The sequence below is a fragment of the Micromonospora sp. RTBAU3-60 genome (assembly GCF_054963695.1).
Window position 1 is genome coordinate 151,015 of record NZ_JBUEGB010000013.1, and the last position, 16,464, is coordinate 167,478.

The 16,464-nt window shown below is 73.7% G+C and carries 17 protein-coding genes and 1 riboswitch; of the genes, 6 read left to right on the forward strand and 11 right to left on the reverse strand.

Translation table 11 applies throughout. The features are described 5' to 3' along the window. Positions 1-7: 7 nt before the first annotated feature. Entirely contained in the window at positions 8-607 is a 600-nt protein-coding gene (locus ACY34I_RS15840) for a malonic semialdehyde reductase (protein WP_148801267.1), read from the reverse strand. A 94-nt stretch (positions 608-701) separates the two neighbouring features. Here ACY34I_RS15840 and ACY34I_RS15845 point away from each other — a divergent pair, with 94 nt between their 5' ends. The 3 genes from ACY34I_RS15845 (at position 702) to ACY34I_RS15855 (ending at position 3,600) form a co-directional block, all read left to right on the forward strand. Further along, entirely contained in the window at positions 702-1,064 is a 363-nt protein-coding gene (locus ACY34I_RS15845) for a winged helix-turn-helix transcriptional regulator (protein WP_148801266.1), read from the forward strand. Positions 1,065-1,088: 24 nt separating this feature from the next. Further along, a complete protein-coding gene (locus ACY34I_RS15850) occupies positions 1,089-1,862 on the forward strand; it encodes a GNAT family N-acetyltransferase (RefSeq protein ID WP_462755791.1) in 774 nt (257 codons plus the stop codon). 163 nt (positions 1,863-2,025) lie between these two features. After that, positions 2,026-3,600: a VWA domain-containing protein gene (locus ACY34I_RS15855; RefSeq protein WP_462755792.1), complete on the forward strand. Its 1,575-nt coding sequence runs from the start codon at positions 2,026-2,028 to the stop codon at positions 3,598-3,600. 46 nt (positions 3,601-3,646) lie between these two features. Here the strand turns inward: ACY34I_RS15855 and def are convergent, their stop codons facing one another. Both def and ACY34I_RS15865 read right to left on the reverse strand, forming a co-directional pair. Then, positions 3,647-4,156, reverse strand: coding sequence for a peptide deformylase (def, locus tag ACY34I_RS15860; protein WP_462755793.1), 510 nt, complete (start codon positions 4,154-4,156; stop codon positions 3,647-3,649). 22 nt (positions 4,157-4,178) lie between these two features. After that, positions 4,179-4,712, reverse strand: a complete 534-nt coding sequence (locus ACY34I_RS15865; RefSeq protein ID WP_462755794.1) for a MarR family winged helix-turn-helix transcriptional regulator — start codon at positions 4,710-4,712, stop codon at positions 4,179-4,181. 50 nt (positions 4,713-4,762) lie between these two features. On the opposite strand from ACY34I_RS15865, the gene pip reads away from it, so the two are divergent. After that, positions 4,763-5,710: a prolyl aminopeptidase gene (pip, locus tag ACY34I_RS15870; RefSeq protein ID WP_148801261.1), complete on the forward strand. Its 948-nt coding sequence runs from the start codon at positions 4,763-4,765 to the stop codon at positions 5,708-5,710. Positions 5,711-5,847: 137 nt separating this feature from the next. Here pip and ACY34I_RS15875 read toward each other — a convergent pair whose 3' ends face one another. Next, on the reverse strand, positions 5,848-7,044 hold the full coding sequence (locus ACY34I_RS15875) for a chorismate-binding protein (RefSeq protein WP_462755795.1): 1,197 nt from the start codon (positions 7,042-7,044) through the stop codon (positions 5,848-5,850). Between the two features lie 123 nt (positions 7,045-7,167). Here ACY34I_RS15875 and ACY34I_RS15880 point away from each other — a divergent pair, with 123 nt between their 5' ends. After that, entirely contained in the window at positions 7,168-7,368 is a 201-nt protein-coding gene (locus ACY34I_RS15880; RefSeq protein WP_088962150.1) for a DUF5999 family protein, read from the forward strand. 79 nt (positions 7,369-7,447) lie between these two features. On the opposite strand, the gene gcvP is transcribed toward ACY34I_RS15880, so the two are convergent. Both gcvP and ACY34I_RS15890 read right to left on the reverse strand, forming a co-directional pair. Beyond that, entirely contained in the window at positions 7,448-10,267 is a 2,820-nt protein-coding gene (gene gcvP, locus ACY34I_RS15885; protein ID WP_462755796.1) for an aminomethyl-transferring glycine dehydrogenase, read from the reverse strand. Between the two features lie 73 nt (positions 10,268-10,340). After that, a riboswitch (glycine riboswitch) is annotated at positions 10,341-10,440 on the reverse strand. Between the two features lie 65 nt (positions 10,441-10,505). Beyond that, on the reverse strand, positions 10,506-11,378 hold the full coding sequence (locus ACY34I_RS15890) for an NAD-dependent protein deacetylase (RefSeq protein ID WP_462755797.1): 873 nt from the start codon (positions 11,376-11,378) through the stop codon (positions 10,506-10,508). 132 nt (positions 11,379-11,510) lie between these two features. On the opposite strand from ACY34I_RS15890, the gene ACY34I_RS15895 reads away from it, so the two are divergent. Beyond that, positions 11,511-12,170: an NAD(P)H-binding protein gene (locus ACY34I_RS15895; RefSeq protein ID WP_462755798.1), complete on the forward strand. Its 660-nt coding sequence runs from the start codon at positions 11,511-11,513 to the stop codon at positions 12,168-12,170. A gap of 128 nt (positions 12,171-12,298) precedes the next feature. Here the strand turns inward: ACY34I_RS15895 and ACY34I_RS15900 are convergent, their stop codons facing one another. The 5 genes from ACY34I_RS15900 to ACY34I_RS15920 all read right to left on the reverse strand — a co-directional run bounded on the left by ACY34I_RS15900 (position 12,299) and on the right by ACY34I_RS15920 (position 16,422). Further along, positions 12,299-13,045: a DivIVA domain-containing protein gene (locus tag ACY34I_RS15900; RefSeq protein WP_462755799.1), complete on the reverse strand. Its 747-nt coding sequence runs from the start codon at positions 13,043-13,045 to the stop codon at positions 12,299-12,301. A 46-nt stretch (positions 13,046-13,091) separates the two neighbouring features. Then, positions 13,092-14,258, reverse strand: coding sequence for a globin domain-containing protein (locus tag ACY34I_RS15905; protein WP_462755800.1), 1,167 nt, complete (start codon positions 14,256-14,258; stop codon positions 13,092-13,094). After that, entirely contained in the window at positions 14,259-14,654 is a 396-nt protein-coding gene (locus ACY34I_RS15910; protein WP_148801253.1) for a group I truncated hemoglobin, read from the reverse strand. Between the two features lie 502 nt (positions 14,655-15,156). Continuing rightward, on the reverse strand, positions 15,157-15,744 hold the full coding sequence (locus ACY34I_RS15915; RefSeq protein ID WP_148801252.1) for a MerR family transcriptional regulator: 588 nt from the start codon (positions 15,742-15,744) through the stop codon (positions 15,157-15,159). 213 nt (positions 15,745-15,957) lie between these two features. Then, positions 15,958-16,422 (reverse strand): bifunctional nuclease family protein, encoded by a 465-nt coding sequence (locus tag ACY34I_RS15920; protein WP_073833177.1) that lies wholly within the window; start codon positions 16,420-16,422, stop codon positions 15,958-15,960. Between the last annotated feature and the right edge of the window lie 42 nt (positions 16,423-16,464).

Genomic DNA, 16,464 nt, shown 5'->3' on the forward strand with positions numbered 1-16,464 from the left:
CGGCTGCTCAGGCGTGCCGCACCACGTCGTCGTAGTCGAGGCGGGGCAGCCGGGGGAACCAGGCGTCCGGGCCGGGCTTGCCGATGTTGACCACGAGCAGGGACTTCCAGGCGCTGTCGGCGAAGAACTCCTTGTCCACCCCGGCGGCGTCGAAGCCGGCCATCGGTCCGGCGGCGAGGCCGGCGGCGCGCACGGCGAACAGCCAGTAGCCGATCTGCAGGGTGGCGTTGAACCGGGCCATCTGTTCGCGGCCGGCGGGGTCCTCGGCGAGGGAGTCGCGCATCTGCGGGCGGATCGGGAAGACCCGTGGGACGAACTCGTGGAAGTCGGTGTCGGCGGCGAGGACGGCGACGACCGGCGCGGTGGCGGTCTTGGCGCGGTTGCCGTCGGCCATGTGGGTGAGCAGCCGCTCGCGGGGCTCACCCTGGCGGACGAACAGCACCCGCAGCGGCTGGGTGTTGGCGGCGGTGGGCGGGTACTTGGCGAGTTCGAAGATGGCGCGCAGCTGCGCGTCGCTGACCGGTTCGTCGGTGAACGTGTTGGCGGTGCGGGCGTCGGTGAACAGTTGGGCCTGCGCCTCGGGGTGCAGGGTGATCAGATCGCTCATATGCTCCTCGCTTCAGCCGGGCTGCTCCGAGGAAGGGAGCAGCTAGCTTTTTAGTAGTGCCTTGCAGGGCGAGGGTAGCGCGTATCCTGAGGGCATGACGACGAGGCCCCAGGTGAGCGCTGCCGCCCACGCCTGCGACGCCGGCCTGGCCCGGGCCTTCGCGTTCCTCGGCAAACGCTGGAACGGGATGCTGCTGGGCGTGCTCGCCAACGGTCCCGCCGGCTTCGCGGAGCTGGCCCGGGCGCTGCCCGGGATCAGCGAGTCGGTGCTGTCGGACCGGCTCGGTGAGCTGTGCCGGGTGGGCCTGGTGTCCCGCACCGTGCGGGAGGGGCCGCCGGTGGGGGTCAGCTACCAGCTCACCGACCCGGGAGCCGCCCTGCTGCCGGCCCTGGACGCCCTGGCCCGCTGGGCCCACGACCACCTGCCGGCCGAGGCGGGACGCGCGGGCGGCTGCTGACCACCGCCGTGTGATCATGGGAGGATGCCCGTACGCGCCGAACACGACCGGGCCGTCCTGGCCGACCTGCTGAGCCGGGACCCGGTGCTGCACGCCTACCAGCTGGGCGACCTGGACGACTTCTTCTGGCCGTACACCTCGTGGTACCGCCGCGGCGACCAGGTGGCGCTGCTCTACCACGGCGTCGACCTGCCGACGCTGCTGGCGTTCACCGCCCCGGAGCGGACCGGGGAGCTGGCGGCGCTGCTGGGCGAGCTCGCCCCGGTGCTGCCGGCCCGGCTGTGGGCGCACCTGTCCCCCGGCCTGGACGCCACCGTGGCCCGCTGGTACGAGGTGTCCGACGCGGCCGTGCACCACCGGATGGCGTTGACCGACCCGGACCGGCTGGCCCGAGCCGACGCGGCCGGGGAGGTGCTCGACCGGTCCGACCTGCCGGCGCTGCTCGACCTGTACGCGGTCGCCTACCCGGGCAACTGGTTCGACCCGCGGATGCTGGACACCGGCCAGTACGTGGGGATCCGGGAGGCCGGCGAGCTGGTCACCGTGGCCGGGGTGCACGTCTGGTCCCCCACCTGGCGGGTGGCCGCCCTGGGCAACGTCACCACCCACCCCCGGGCCCGCGGCCGCGGGCTGGCCGGCGCGGCGGTGGCCGCGCTCTGCGCCCGGCTGCGCGCCCGGGTGGAGCACGTGACGCTCAACGTCCGGGCCGACAACACCGCCGCGGTGCGCCTCTACGAGCGGCTCGGCTTCACCCGGGTCGCCGACTTCACCGAGTGCGCGCTGCACCGCCGCGCGTGACCGGGCGGCCGGCGATTCTCCCCTGTCCAGCCACCACGCCGGGTCAACAACCCGACGCTGACCTGCGCATGTGTCGGACCGGACGGCGCCGCCGGAGCGCCTAGCGTCTGCCTTCGAGGCCGCGCCCGGGGCGGGCGCGGCCGGAGCTGAAGGAGACACGACGATGGGTTTCACAGCAGTGCCCCGCGGGCGCGTCAGGGGGGTGACCGTCGCCGCCGTGACCGCGATGGTGACCGCCGTGGCGGCCCCCGCCTGGGCAGCCCCGGGAGTTGACCCGGGCACGGTGGACCGGTCCGCCGACCCCGGCGCCACGATCCCGATCAGCAAGGTCGTCTCGACCCCGCCGATCCCGCCGCAGCCGGACGTGGTGCTGCTGGTCGACACGACCGGCAGCATGGGTCCGGCGATCGCCAACGTCCGGACCAACCTCCAGCAGGTGATCAACGACGTCCGCGCCGCGCAGCCCAGCGCCGAGTTCGCGGTCGCCTCCTACCGGGACGAGGGCGACGGGCCGGAGCTGTTCCGGGTCCGGCAGAACCTCACCGCCGACGCCACCGCCCTGCAGACCGCCGTGGACGGGCTGGCCGCCGGCGGCGGCGGCGACATCCCGGAGGCGTGGGTGAACGCCCTGTTCCAGGTCTCCGACGGCGCGATCGCCTACCGGTCGGGCAGCAGCCGGATCGTGGTGCTGGTCGGCGACGCCCCCAGCCACGATCCCAGCGCCGGGCACACCCTCGCGCAGGCCACCGCCGCGTTGCAGGCCGACACCGCCCGGGTGCTCGCGGTTGACGTCACCGGCGGGGGCGGCGGCCTGAACGCCACCGGCCAGGCCAGCAGCGTGGCCGCCGCCACCGGCGGCCAGGTGGTCGGCAGCGCCCCGGACACGGTGACCGCCGCGATCCTCAGCGGGCTGCGGGACCTCGACGTCACCGTCACCCCGACCGTGACCTCCTGCGATCCGGGCCTGTCGGTCAGCTTCGACGCGGCGTCGCGCACCCAGCAGAGCGGCACCGACGTGCCGTTCGCCGAGACCATCACGGTGGCCGGAAACGCCGCCCAGGGCGCCACCCTGCACTGCACGGTGGACTTCCTGCTCAACGGGCTCTCCGGCGGGCCGGCGTTCGTCGAGCACATCAGCGTGAAGGTCAACGACGTCACCCCGCCGACCGTGGTCGTCGACGACCGGACCGTCGAGGCGACCAGCCCCGCCGGCGCGGTGATCACCTATCCGGCCAGCGCCACCGACAACGTCGACGGGCCGCTGACCCCGACCTGCGCGCCGCCGCCCGGGAGCACCTTCCCGCTGGGCGCCACCACGGTCACCTGCACCGCCACCGACGCCGCCGGCAACACCGGCAGCGACACCGCGGTGATGCGGGTGGTCGACACCACCGCCCCGACCACCCGGTGCGTGCCGACGAACAACCCGAGCGGCGAGAATGAGCCCGGCTCCTACAACCCGGACGGGTTCTACCAGCTGACCGCCACCGACCTGGTGGACACCAAGGTCGACGTGTACATCGGGGACGCCGCCGACCCGTCGGTGCGGTTCGGGCCGTTCCCCGCCGGCACGAAGATCAAGCTGGTCCAGGCGCCGGGCGCGCAGTCCCGGGTCAAGGACGGCACCGGCGACATCGACTACAAGGTCACCCTGCGCGGCGACGCGGTGATCACCGGCGTCGACGACGCCGGGAACCGGTCGACGGCGACCTGCCTGGTGGCCCCGCCGCCCAAGTGAGCCGGTGAGCGGGCGCGGGGGTGGCCGGGCGGCCACCCCCGCGTCGTCACAGCCCCCGGCTGGGCGAGTCGAACCGCCCGGCGCGGATCTCCCGCAGCGCCCGGCGGCGGGTGTCCCCGCGCAGCGTGTCCACGTACAGGCGGCCGTGCAGGTGGTCGGTCTCGTGCTGCAGCGCGCGGGCCAGGAATCCGCTGCCGGAGATGGTCAGCGGCTGGCCGTGCTGGTCGAAGCCGTGCGCGGTGGCGTGCATGGCCCGCCTGGTCGGGAAGTACAGCCCGGGAATGGACAGGCAGCCCTCGTCGTCGTCCTGCAGTTCCGTGGACAGCTCCAGCCTGGGGTTGACCAGGTGGCCGCGGTGGCCGTCGGCGTCGTAGACGAACACCTGTGCGCTCACCCCGATCTGCGGGGCGGCCACCCCGGCCCGGCCGGGCGCGCCGAGCAGCGTGTCCATCAGATCCTGCACGAGCGCGCGCAGTTCGGCGTCGAAGCTGGTCACCGGCTCGCAGGGGGTGCGCAGCACGGGGTCGCCGATGATCCGGATCGGGCGCATAGTCATGCCCGGAAGGCTATCCGGCTCGTTACCGTTGCGCGCGCGCCCGGGGGTCCGTCGGCGGGGTCGGCTCAGGCCGGCCGGTCGGTGGGGCCAGGCCGGTGTCGGCGATGCGCTCGCGCAGCGGGCGGCGGCGCAGCGCCGCGAGGACCGCGTACAGCTCGTCGGCCAGGGGTACGGGCAGTTCGGCGTCGAGCTGCCGCATGGCGGTGGTGGTGGCCGCCCACTCGGCCTCGATGACGGGCAGCAGGGCGCGGGCCCGGTCGGTGAGGGTGACGATGCGCTGCCGGGCGTCGGCGCCCGGGGTGAGGGCGACCAGGCCGGCGCGGCTCATCTGGGCGACGGTCTGGCTGGCCGCGGAGTGGGTGACCCCGACCCGGGCGGCAAGGTCCCGGATGGGCAGCGGCCCGTCGGCGACGAGCACCCGCACCAGCGGTGAGTATCGGGGCCGGTAGTCGGCCAGGTCCAGGCCGGTGTAGACGGCGGCGACGTCGCCGTCGAGCAGTTCCAGGACGTGGCGCAGCAGGGTGCCGAGCGCCTCGCGGTCGGGGGTGGCGGTCACGTCCGCTAATGTAACAGCGCTGTTGCATCTGGGCGTGGGAGGGAAACCGCATGTATCCGGAGATCGAGCCGTACGCGCACGGCATGCTCGACGTCGGCGACGGCCAGCACGTCTACTGGGAGACCTGCGGCAACCCGCACGGCCGGCCGGTCCTGATGGTGCACGGCGGTCCCGGCTCGGGCGCCACCGCGTCGTGGCGACGGCTGTGCGACCCGGCCGCCTACCGGATCATCCTGTTCGACCAGCGTGGCTGCGGGCGCAGCACCCCGCACGCCAGCGACCCGGCCGTGGACCTGTCGGTCAACACCACCGCCCACCTGCTCGCCGACATGCAACGGCTGCGCGAGCACCTCGACGTCGACCGGTGGCTGCTCTGCGGCGCCTCCTGGGGCTCCTCGCTGTCCCTGGCGTACGCGCAGCGCCACCCGGACCGGGTCACCGCGCTGGTGCTGTTCAGCGTGGTCGCCAACACCCGCCGCGAGATCGACTGGGTGACCCGGGACATGGGGCGGATCTTCCCGCAGGAGTGGGCCCGGTTCCGCGACGGCGTGCCCGAGGCCGACCGCGACGGTGACCTGTCCGCCGCGTACGCCCGGCTGGTCAACGACCCCGACCCGGCGGTGCGGGACCGGGCCGCCCGCGACTGGTGCGCCTGGGAGGACGTGCACGTCTGTCTCGCCGGCGGGTTCAAGCCCAGCCCCCGCTACGCCGACCCGGTGTTCCGGGCCTGCTTCACCCGGCTGGTAACCCACTACTTCAGCAACCTCGGTTTCCTGCCCGACGGGCAACTGCTGCGCGACGCCGGCAAGCTCGCCGGCATCCCCGGCGTGCTGGTGCAGGGCCGCCTCGACGTCAGCGGCCCGCCGGACATCGCCTGGCAGCTCACCCGCGACTGGCCGGACGCCCGCCTGGAGATCGTGGAGTCCGGCGGCCACGGCAGCGGCCACGGCGTGGGCGAACGGGTGGTCGCCGCCCTGGACGCCTTCGCCCGCGCCTGACCGACCCGTGCGCCCCGCTCCCGGCCCGCCCGGGCCCGCAGCTCACCGTGCACGTCGCGGTGGACACCCCGGAGCACGGCCCACCGCCGGCCAGCCGGCGACGACGAGCAGCCGGCCCGGCGGCCGGGCGCGGTGCGTCAGCCGGCGGTGAGCAGCGCGCGCACCGGGGCGGCCTTGGCCGCCGCCTCGGCGACCTCGGCCGCCGGGTCGCTGCCCCAGGTGATGCCGCCGCCGGCCCACAGGTGCAGCCGGTCGGCGTCGGCCGCGGCGGTGCGGATGGTCAGCCCCAGGTCGAGCCGGCCGGGCCCGACCCAGCCGAGCGCGCCCATGCTGGCGCCCCGCCCGACCGGTTCCAGGGCCGCGATCCGCTCCAGCGCGGCGAGTTTCGGGGCGCCGGTCACCGACCCGCCGGGGCACACCGCGCGCAGCAGCTCGGCCAGGCCCAGCCCGTCGGCGGGCGCCGCCGACACCGTCGACTCCGCCTGCCACAGGTCACACCACCGGCGTACGGCGAACAGCTCGTCCACCCGCACCGAACCGGTGCGGGCCACCCGGGCCAGGTCGTTGCGTTCCAGGTCGACGATCATCACGTGCTCGGCGCGTTCCTTCGCGGAGGCGAGCAGCTCGCGGCGGCCGGCGGGGGTGGCCGGGCGGGTGCCCTTGATCGGCCGGGTGACCAGCCGGCCGCCCTCGAGGGCGACCAGCGTCTCCGGGGAGGCGCAGCCGATCGCCCAGCCGGCCCCGGACAGGGTGCCGCCGTAGCGGGCGCCGGGCAGGGCGGCCAGCCGGGCCAGGGCGGGCAGCGGGTCCCCGGCGTACGGGGCGGCGGCGTGGCCGACGACGTTGACCTGGTAGACGTCGCCGCGGCCGATGGCGGCGCGCACCTCCGCGACGGCGTCGGCGTGCGCGCGGGGCGTCCAGCTGTCCCGCCAGTCCCCCAGCCGCCAGCCCCCACCGGCTGGGCGGCCGGCGCGGGCGGGCGGCCGATCGGCGTGCCCGTAGACGACCACCACCAGGTCCGGCAGCGCCGGCACGGGGCTGGGCGCGCCCGGCGGGCCGCCGGCGGTCAGGGCCCCGGCGGCGGCGGACAGGTGCAGGGCCGCGCCGCACACCCCGGACGGGTCGTGCCCGCCGGGGCGGGCCAGGTCGTGCAGGGCGATCCCGTGGGCGGCGAGGAACTCCTGTGCCAGCGTGGCCGGGTCGCCGCCGTCGGTGGTGTGCCACTGCAGGCGGGCCCGTTCCACGAGCCGGCCCCGGCAACCGTCGGGTACGCCGGGCACGTCGACCACACCCAGTGGGAGCGCTTCCACACCGTACGGCTTGTTTCCACTCATACGTTCAGCCGATTTCGGGTGAACAAGGCGGAAGCCTGCTCGATAGCGCGCGCTTCCGCTTGGTACTGTGCGTCACTGGTCATGTGAACCATGACACAGCGCCCCCACAGTCCGGAGAACCCGATGTGTCAGCACCAACCGACCTGCCCCTCCGCTGAGGCGACCGACCGCGAAGCCGCCCGCGTCATCGCCTGCTTCCGTGAGCAGGGCTGGAGCCTGCTCTGCAACGGCGTCATCGTCTTCGAGGACACCGGCGAACTGCTCCCCGACGGCAGCACCATCGCCCCGCACCGCGGTCCCGCCCGACACGCCCTCGTCGCCTGACAGATCACGCTCCGTCAGGAGCATAGGCGCCAACCCCACCGGCCGGGGCGGCGAACCGCACCGCCCCGGCGCCTGCACGTCAGTCCTCGAACGCCTCCGGTGACGGGCACGAGCAGACCAGGTTCCGGTCGCCGTACGCGCCGTCGATCCGCCGCACCGGCGGCCAGTACTTCCCCACCCGGTCCGCAGCCGGGTACGCCCCCACCGACCGCGGGTACGGGTGCGGCCACTCGTCGGCCGACACCATCGCCGCGGTGTGCGGGGCGTTGGACAGCGGATTGTCCCCGCCCGGCCACTCGCCCGAGGCCACCTTGTCGATCTCCGCCCGGATCGCGATCAGCGCCTCGCAGAACCGGTCCAGCTCGGCCAGGTCCTCACTCTCGGTCGGCTCCACCATCAGCGTCCCCGCCACCGGGAACGACATCGTCGGCGCGTGGAACCCGTAGTCGATCAGCCGCTTCGCCACGTCGTCCACGCTGACCCCGGTCGCCTTGGTCAGCGGCCGCAGGTCCAGGATGCACTCGTGCGCCACCAGGCCCTTGTTGCCGGCGTACAGCACCGGGAAGTGGTTCCGCAGCCGCGCCGCCACGTAGTTCGCGGCGAGCACCGCCACCCCGGTCGCCCGGGTCAGCCCCTCGGCGCCCATCATCCGCAGGTACGCCCACGGGATCGGCAGGATCCCCGCCGACCCGTACCGGGCCGCCGAGATCGCCGGCTGGCCTTCCCGCACCGCCTCGGCCGGGTCACCGGGCAGGAACGGCGCCAGGTGCGCCCGCACCGCCACCGGCCCCACCCCCGGCCCACCACCGCCGTGCGGGATGCAGAACGTCTTGTGCAGGTTCAGGTGCGACACGTCCGCCCCGAACCGGCCCGGCTTGGCGAACCCCACGAGGGCGTTGAGGTTCGCCCCGTCGACGTACACCTGGCCGCCGGCGTCGTGCACCTTCGCGCACAGCTGCGCGATGCCCGTCTCGTACACCCCGTGCGTCGACGGGTACGTCACCATGATCGCGGCGAGCGCGTCCCGATGCTTGTCGATCTTCGCGTCGAGGTCGACCAGGTCGACGTTGCCGTTCTCGTCGCAGGCCACCACGACCACCCGCATCCCGGCCATCACCGCCGACGCCGCGTTGGTGCCGTGCGCCGACGACGGGATCAGGCACACGTCCCGGTGCCCCTGCCCGCGCTGCCGGTGGTACGCCCGGATCGCCAGCAGACCCGCCAGCTCCCCCTGCGAGCCGGCGTTGGGCTGCACGCTGACCGCGTCGTACCCGGTCACCTCCGCCAGCCAGCCCTCCAGCTGGCCGATCAGCTCCCGGTATCCGGCCGTCTGCTCCACCGGCGCGAACGGGTGCAGGTGGGCGAACTCCGGCCAGGTGATCGCCTCCATCTCGGTGGTGGCGTTCAGCTTCATCGTGCACGACCCCAGCGGGATCATGCCCCGATCCAGCGCGTAGTCGAAGTCGGCCAGCCGCCGCAGGTAGCGCAGCATCGCCGTCTCGGAGTGGTGGCTGCGGAACACCGGGTGGGTGAGGAAGTCCGACGTGCGGGCCAGCCCCGGCGGCAGCGCCGCGTCCACGTCGCCGTCGACCCCGTCGACCCCGAACGCCGCCCACACGGCCGCCAGGTGCGCTCGCGTGGTCGTCTCGTCGCAGGAGATCCCCACCCGGTCGGCGTCGACCAGCCGCAGGTTCACGTTCCGCTCGGCCGCGGCGGCGACCACCTCGGCCGCCCGCCCCGGCACCGTCACGGTGACCGTGTCGAAGAACGCCACGTCCGCGACCTGCACGCCGCCGGCGCGCAGCCCGGCCGCGAGCCGCGCCGCCATCTCATGGGTACGCCGGGCGATCGCCCGCAACCCGTCCGGGCCGTGGTAGACCGCGTACATGCCGGCCATCACCGCCAGCAGCACCTGCGCGGTGCAGATGTTGCTGGTCGCCTTCTCCCGCCGGATGTGCTGCTCCCGGGTCTGCAACGCCAGCCGGTACGCCCGGTTGCCGTCGGCGTCCTTCGACACCCCCACGAGGCGGCCGGGCAGCATCCGCTCCAGGCCCGCCCGCACCGCCAGGTAGCCGGCGTGGGGCCCACCGAAGCCCATCGGCACGCCGAACCGCTGGGTGGTGCCGGCGGCGATGTCGGCGCCGATCTCACCCGGCGCGCGCAGCAGCGTCAACGCCAGCAGGTCCGCGGCGACGGTGACGAGCGCCCCGACCTGGTGCGCGGCCTCGACCAGGCCGGCGTGGTCGCGGACCGCCCCGGACGCGCCCGGGTACTGCAGGTGCAGGCCGAAGAACTCACCGGGCAGCTCGTCGCGCGCGACGTCGAGCACCCGCACCTCGATGCCGAGCGGCTCGGCCCGGCTGGTGATCACCGCGATGGTCTGCGGCAGCGTGTCGGCGTCCACCACGTACACCGGGCTCTTGCTCTTGGCCGCGCGGCGGGCGAGGGTCATCGCCTCCGCCGCGGCGGTGCCCTCGTCGAGCATCGACGCGTTCGCGGTGGCCAACCCGGTCAGGTCGGTGACCATCGTCTGGAAGTTCAGCAGCGCCTCCAGCCGGCCCTGGCTGATCTCCGGCTGGTACGGCGTGTACGCCGTGTACCAGGCCGGGTTCTCCAGCACGTTGCGGCGGATCACCGCCGGGGTGTGGGTGCCGTGGTAGCCCAGCCCGATCATCGACACGGCGACGGTGTTGCGGGCGGCCAGGGCACGCAGCTCGGCGATGGCCTCCCGCTCACTAGCCGGCGCCGGCAGGTCCAGGGTGCCGTGCCAGCGGATCACCTCGGGGATCGCCGCGTCCATCAGCTCGTCGATGGAGCTGTAGCCGATGGTCTCCAGCATCCGGCGCTCGTCGCCGGGGTCAGGGCCGATGTGCCGGTCGGCGAACTGCTCTGCGGTCATGCGCGGCGCTCCTTGTCGGGGCGAGGTCGACGGGTCGGCCTCCCCCTGAGTCGCGCTGACGCGCTCCACAGTGCCTGCCCACGCGGTCCTTTTGCCTGAGAGGTTCCGGGGAGGAATCTGCCCCTTCGGCGCCGTCCGGGTGGTTTCCGGGCGGTCTCTCCCGCGTGGGTGGTACCGGCATGGTCAACGCTACCAGCGACCGGGTTTCCGGCTCATGTCCGACCCCGCCGGCAGCGCCCTACACGACGGCCGGCTCCCCGGCGGCCCGGGGCGCGGCGGCCGCGTCCGGCCCGGTGATCCGGTCGGCCAGGGCGGGCAGCACCGCACCCAACGGCGCGTCCACCCGCACTGTGGCGTGCCCGTCGCCGCGCGTCGGCCCCTGGTTGACCACGGCCACCGGAATGCCGAGCTTCGCCGCCCGGATCACGAACCGCCGCCCCGACATGACCGTCAACGAGGAACCGAGCACCAGCAGCGCCCGGGCCCGTTCGACCAGGGCGAAACAGTCGGCCACCCGGGGCGCGGGCACCGTCTCGCCGAAGAACACCACGTCCGGTTTCAGCATGCCGGTGCCGCAGATGCCGCAGTCGACGGTGCGGAACCCGGCCACCGCCTCGTCGGGCAGGTCGACGTCACCGTCGGGGTTGACGTGGGCGACGTGCGCGGCGAAATCCGGGTTGGCCTCCCGCAGCCGCCGGTCCAGTTCCTCCCGGGAGGTCAGGTTGCCGCAGTCCAGGCAGATCACCTCGTCGAGCCGGCCGTGCAGCTCGATCACCCCGCGGCTGCCGGCGGCGGTGTGCAACCCGTCGACGTTCTGCGTGATGAGCCCGCCGACCAGGCCCGCCTGCTGCAGCCGCGCCACCGCCCGGTGCCCGGCGTTCGGGGCGGCCCGGGCGATCAGCCGCCACCCCAGGTGGCTGCGCGCCCAGTAGCGCCGCCGCGCGTCCGCCTCCCGGGTGAACGCCTGGTAGGTCATCGGGGTGTGCCGGCGGGCGGCGCCGCTGGGCCCCCGGTAGTCCGGGATGCCCGACTCGGTGGACAACCCGGCCCCGCTGAGCACCACCACGCCCCCGCCGCCGACCAGCCGCGCCAACGCGTCGATCTCCGTCACCCGTCCATGCTGCCTCAACTGTCGCCCCAGCTCCCACCGGGTGACCGCCCTCACCCGACCGGGCCGCGCCCGGGCCGGCGGGGGTTGCGGCTCGCCCGGCGGGCGCACCAGGCGGCGACTAGGTTGGGGCGTATGCGCGTCGTCATCGCCGGAGGCCACGGCAAGATCGCCAAGCTGCTGGAACGGGAACTCGCCGGGCGCGGCGACACCGCGGTGGGGCTGATCCGCAACCCCGACCATGCCGCCGCGCTGCGCGCCGCCGGCGCCGAACCGGTCGTCGCCGACCTGGAACACACCGACGTCGACACCGTCGCCGCCCACCTCGCCGGCGCGGACGCGGTGGTCTTCGCCGCCGGCGCCGGACCGGGCAGCGGCGCCGCCCGCAAGGACACCGTCGACCGGGCCGCCGCGGTGCTGCTCGCCGACGCCGCCCAGCGCGCCGGCGTCCGCCGCTACCTGCTCGTCTCGTCCATCGGCGTGGGCCGGCCGCCCGCGCCCGGCAGTGACGAGGTGTGGGTGGCGTACCTGCGGGCAAAGAAGGCCGCCGAGCAGGAGGTGGTCGCGCGGGACCTCGAGGTGACCGTGGTGCGGCCCGGGCGGCTCACCGACGACGAGCCCGTCGGTCGGATCACCCTAGCCCCGCACGTCGACCCTGGTGAGGTCACCCGCGCCGACGTGGCCCGCGTCGTGCTCGCGCTGCTGTACGAGCCGGCCACCGCCGGCCTCACGCTCGAACTCGTCGGCGGGGAGACACCGATCGCCGACGCGGTCCGCGCCGCCGTGCCCGGCTGACGCCGACCACTGCGGTCCGGCGCTCCGCCGCCGAGAAGGACGCGGCCGGCGCGCGCAGAACGCAAGCGGGTCGCCGCCCTACGGGTCGCGGCGGGTCGGCCCACCGTCGTGGCGGGCCGACCCGCGGTTCAGCGCTGCTGGTGGCGGGGCGGCAACGCCACCCGCACCCGGCCGCCGCCCACCGGCGCGGCACCGGCCGGCGCGCCACCGCCGACCCGCGCGGCCGCGGCCGGCGGCGCCCCGCCGGCGACCTCCGCGGCGATCCGCTCCATGGTCCGCGACAACTGCTCGCTGCCGTTGTCGAGGTGCCGGGCCGCCGCCTGCATGTGCGAGATCATCATCTCGCCGAAGATCCGCAACGCCTCCCGCGCCGCCACGGAGTCCTCGAAGTTCGCGCCGGCGCTGCTGCGGTAGTCCGCCACCGCCCGCTCGGCTTCCTGCTTCGCCTCCTCCGCCGCCGCCCGCATGTAGCTCTCGTACTGCATCCGCGCGTACTCGGCCACCCGCTGCGCGTAGTCGTGCGCCTGAGCGATGATCTGCTCGGCCTCCCGCTGCGCCGCCGACAGCAGGTTGACCTCCTTCGCCGCGGGCATCTTCGCCGCCGCCCCCGTGCTCGGGATCACCCCGTGCCGGTGCAGCTCCAGGTGGTCGTTGAGCCGCTCGTTCTCCGCCCGCAGGTTCGCCACCTGCGTCGCCAGCACATCCAGCTCGTCGGCCACCTGCATCCGGAACCGGTCCACGTCCGCCGGGTCGTACCCACGGCGGGTGAACGAGGCCCCGCCGAACTCCCACCGGCGCACCCGGTCCGAGGTCAACCGGACCTGCACGCTGGAGACCTGACCCCCGTCGTACCTGCTGATCGGGGCTGCGCTCACCGGACACCCCCTTCGCCTGCAGGATTCGCGAGCTCACTCCTCGCGCTCACCGGACACCTCCGGAATCGTCAGGGGCGGCCGCGGTCCGCCACGTCGGCCCGTACCAGTGCTTGCCGAAACCCTCATGGTGCAGCTGACCCTGGTGGTAACCCGCCCGGGTCAACGTCGTCACCGAATGACTGACCATCTCGTCCGAGCCGCAGATGTAGACGTGCCGGGACCGCCAGTCCCCGTCGGCCAGCGCCCGGTCCGCCACGTGCCCGAACTCCCCCGCCCGCTGCAGGTCCAGCCCCACCACGTAGGTGACCGCCAGCCACGGATACGACGCCGCCAGCTTCTCGATCGCCTCGTTGTCGTAGAACTCGGCCGGCGAGCGGGCCCCCACGTACAGGTCGACCCGGCGGCGGGAACCCTCCGCCGCGACCTGCTCCACCAGCGACTTCAGCGGGGCCCACCCGGTGCCGCTGCCCAACAGCAGCAGATCGGACGTCCCGGCCGGCCGCAGCGTCAACCGGTCCCCCAGCGGGGCGGCCAGGTGGATCTGGTCACCGACCGCGCACCCGTACACCAGCCGCGACGACACCGCACCGCCCGGCGCCGCGCGCACGTGCAACTCCAGCGTGCCGTCCGCGCGGGGCGCGTTCGCCGGCGAGTAGTAGCGCCACGCCCGCGCCGCCGGAGGGGACACCCCGATCGACTGGCCCGGCGTGAACGGCAGCAGGTACTGCGGGCGCAGCGTCAGCACCGCCACGTCGAACGACCGCCGCTCGTGCCCGAGGATCTCGGCCACCCACCACGGCGGGTTCACCGCCTCGGCCGCCTGCGCCGCGTCGATCATCACCTGCGACACCAGCCCGTACGCGGCCGTCCAGTCCTGCGCCAGCTCGTCGGTCCACGCCTCGCCGAGGAAATGCTGCAACGTCGCCAGCAGCGCCTCACCGACCGCCGGATAGTGCTCCGGGCGCACCGCGAACTTGCGGTGGTCGGCACCGAGGTCCTGCAGGAACCCGACCAGGCTGTCGACCTGGTCCACGTTGGACACGATGTGCCCCAACGCGGTCACCAGCCGATCCCGCTGCCCGGCCATGTTCGTGGGGAACATCTGCCGGGTGTCCGGGTGGGCCAGGAACAACATGGAATAGAAGTAGAGCGCCACCTGGTCGCCGTGCGAGGCGACCTCGGACCAGCTCTGCTTCAGCCGTGCCGCATCCACTCAGACGCCCGTTCCGCGTCCCTGGGCCACCACCTGGTCCTGCACCTTCTCCAGGACGACCTGCACGTAACCGATGGTGTCCCCGGGCACACCCAGCTCCGTCAGCGTCGCCGTAAGGTGCTCACCGACCTTCACGTAGTGCGCCACCGGGATGTTCAACGGCTGGTGCGCCTCGGCCAGCTCACGGCCGTCGTACTCGTTCGGCCCGCCGAGCACCACGGTCAGCATCAACGCCAGGTGCCGCCGCTGCTCGGCCATGTTCAGCTCGGTGAAGTAGCCGGCCAGCTCCGGGTCGGCGAGCACCTTGTCGTAGAACAGGGCCACCGCCGCCTTGACCGAACTGGCACCGCCAATCCGCTCGTAGTGGGACGGCGCGGTCTCTTCAATAACCGTCACGGTCGTTCCTTCCCAGGGTGAAAGGCCGCGCCGTTCGGCGCGGAGGGGCAACCGGTCGGCTGGCGGGAGGTGCCGTGACGTCAGTGCCAGCGCGACCGTGTGGGACCTTAGCGTGCCGACCGGACAAAGGCACGGCCGGCCTATCAGATTTTTGACAACCGCCGACCGGCCAGCGTCGTCATCGTCCGGACGGACCGTTCACCGCCACACACGCCGGACGCCGACAGCCCGTCACCGACCGGCGACCCGTCCACGTGACACCGTCCACCCCGGACCGGACCACCCACCGCCCGCACGCCCGACCAGGCAACCGGCCGGGACCACCATAGACGGGCATCGGGCGCGGTGACCCGCCGGGCCGGCCCCGGTCCCGCCCACCGGACCAACGGGACGCCTTCCCACCGCCCCGACACGCAGCGTCACCAAACAGAAGATCGCGCCGGGCCACAGCCACGACGCGATCCCCACACCAAGCCCCGGCCACCAGGCCGGGGCCGCCCGGTCAGCCCGCCTGCCGCCGCGCCCGCCGCGCCGCCAACTCGTCACCCACCGGCTCCGACGGCGCCGCCACCGGCTGCTCACCGACACGACCCGACGAATCCGCAGGCTCCGCCGGCAGCAGCGACAACGAACCCTGGATCTCCTTGAACGCACCACCGATCGCGATGCCGAACACCCCCTGGCCGCCCTGCAACAGGTCGACCACCTCCTCCGGCGACCGGCACTCGTACACCGTCGTCCCGTCGGAGATCAACGTGATGCCCGCCAGGTCCTCCACCCCACGCGACCGCAACGCCTCGATCGCCTTCCGGATGTTCTGCAACGACACCCCGGCGTCCAACAACCGCTTCACGACCTTCAACACCACCAGGTCGCGGAAGGAATACAGCCGGGACGTCCCCGAGCCCGACGCGTCCCGCACGCTCGGCACCACCAGGCCCGTACGCGCCCAGTAGTCCAACTGCCGGTAACTGATGCCCACCGCGTGACACGCCGTCACACCCCGGTAGCCCACCTCGCCGTCACCGCCCGGCGCGGCCACACCCGCCTGCTGCTCCGTACCCGGATCAGGATCTCGCGGCTCGTGCATCCGGACAACCTCCCCGCCCGTGCGGCGACCACGCCGACCCCGGCGTGGTGCACCCCTCGACACCGCAACCCTATAGCGGCCCGCAGGAGTTACCACGCAGGAAACACCGCGACACGCCGCGCAACCACCAGGAAGATCACCCACAGCAAGCCGGCGTCACCCACCGTGACACCGGCCACCGCGCCACACCGACCACAACCGGCCGGCCACCGATCAGCCCGCGAAATCCTCCGGCCGCACCTGCTCCAGGAACTCCCGGAACTTCTCCACCTCGTCCTCCTGCTCGTCCGGGATCACGATCCCCGCCTCACTGAGGACCTGCTCCGCACAACGAATCGGAGCCCCCACCCGCAACGCCAACGCGATGGAGTCACTCGGCCGCGCCGACACCCGCACCCCGTCACCGATCAACAGATCGGCGTAGAAGACGTTCTCCTTCAACTCGGTGATCTCCACCGCCCGCAACGGCGCCTGCAACGCCGCCAACACGTCCCGCAACAGATCATGCGTCAACGGCCGCGCCGGCTTGACCCCCTGCTGCTCGTAGGCGATCGCCGTCGCCTCGACCGCGCCGATCCAGATCGGCAGATAGCGGTCCCCCTCGACCTCCCGCAGCAGGACGATCGGCTGGTTGCTGGGCAGCTCCACCCGAACTCCGACCACGCTCAGCTCGCGCACCGCCGCCTCCGTGTCGTTGTCATCTACGCCCGCACCGCGCCC

What these genes read in the sequence shown, in the direction of transcription:
- ACY34I_RS15840 (WP_148801267.1), bottom strand. Translation starts at nt 607, where the DNA reads ATGAGCGATCTGATCACCCTGCACCCCGAGGCGCAGGCCCAACTGTTC.
- ACY34I_RS15845 (WP_148801266.1), top strand. Translation starts at nt 702, where the DNA reads ATGACGACGAGGCCCCAGGTGAGCGCTGCCGCCCACGCCTGCGACGCC.
- ACY34I_RS15850 (WP_462755791.1), top strand. Translation starts at nt 1,089, where the DNA reads ATGCCCGTACGCGCCGAACACGACCGGGCCGTCCTGGCCGACCTGCTG.
- ACY34I_RS15855 (WP_462755792.1), top strand. Translation starts at nt 2,026, where the DNA reads ATGGGTTTCACAGCAGTGCCCCGCGGGCGCGTCAGGGGGGTGACCGTC.
- def (WP_462755793.1), bottom strand. Translation starts at nt 4,156, where the DNA reads ATGACTATGCGCCCGATCCGGATCATCGGCGACCCCGTGCTGCGCACC.
- pip (WP_148801261.1), top strand. Translation starts at nt 4,763, where the DNA reads ATGTATCCGGAGATCGAGCCGTACGCGCACGGCATGCTCGACGTCGGC.
- ACY34I_RS15875 (WP_462755795.1), bottom strand. Translation starts at nt 7,044, where the DNA reads ATGAGTGGAAACAAGCCGTACGGTGTGGAAGCGCTCCCACTGGGTGTG.
- ACY34I_RS15880 (WP_088962150.1), top strand. Translation starts at nt 7,168, where the DNA reads ATGTGTCAGCACCAACCGACCTGCCCCTCCGCTGAGGCGACCGACCGC.
- gcvP (WP_462755796.1), bottom strand. Translation starts at nt 10,267, where the DNA reads ATGACCGCAGAGCAGTTCGCCGACCGGCACATCGGCCCTGACCCCGGC.
- ACY34I_RS15895 (WP_462755798.1), top strand. Translation starts at nt 11,511, where the DNA reads ATGCGCGTCGTCATCGCCGGAGGCCACGGCAAGATCGCCAAGCTGCTG.
- ACY34I_RS15915 (WP_148801252.1), bottom strand. Translation starts at nt 15,744, where the DNA reads ATGCACGAGCCGCGAGATCCTGATCCGGGTACGGAGCAGCAGGCGGGT.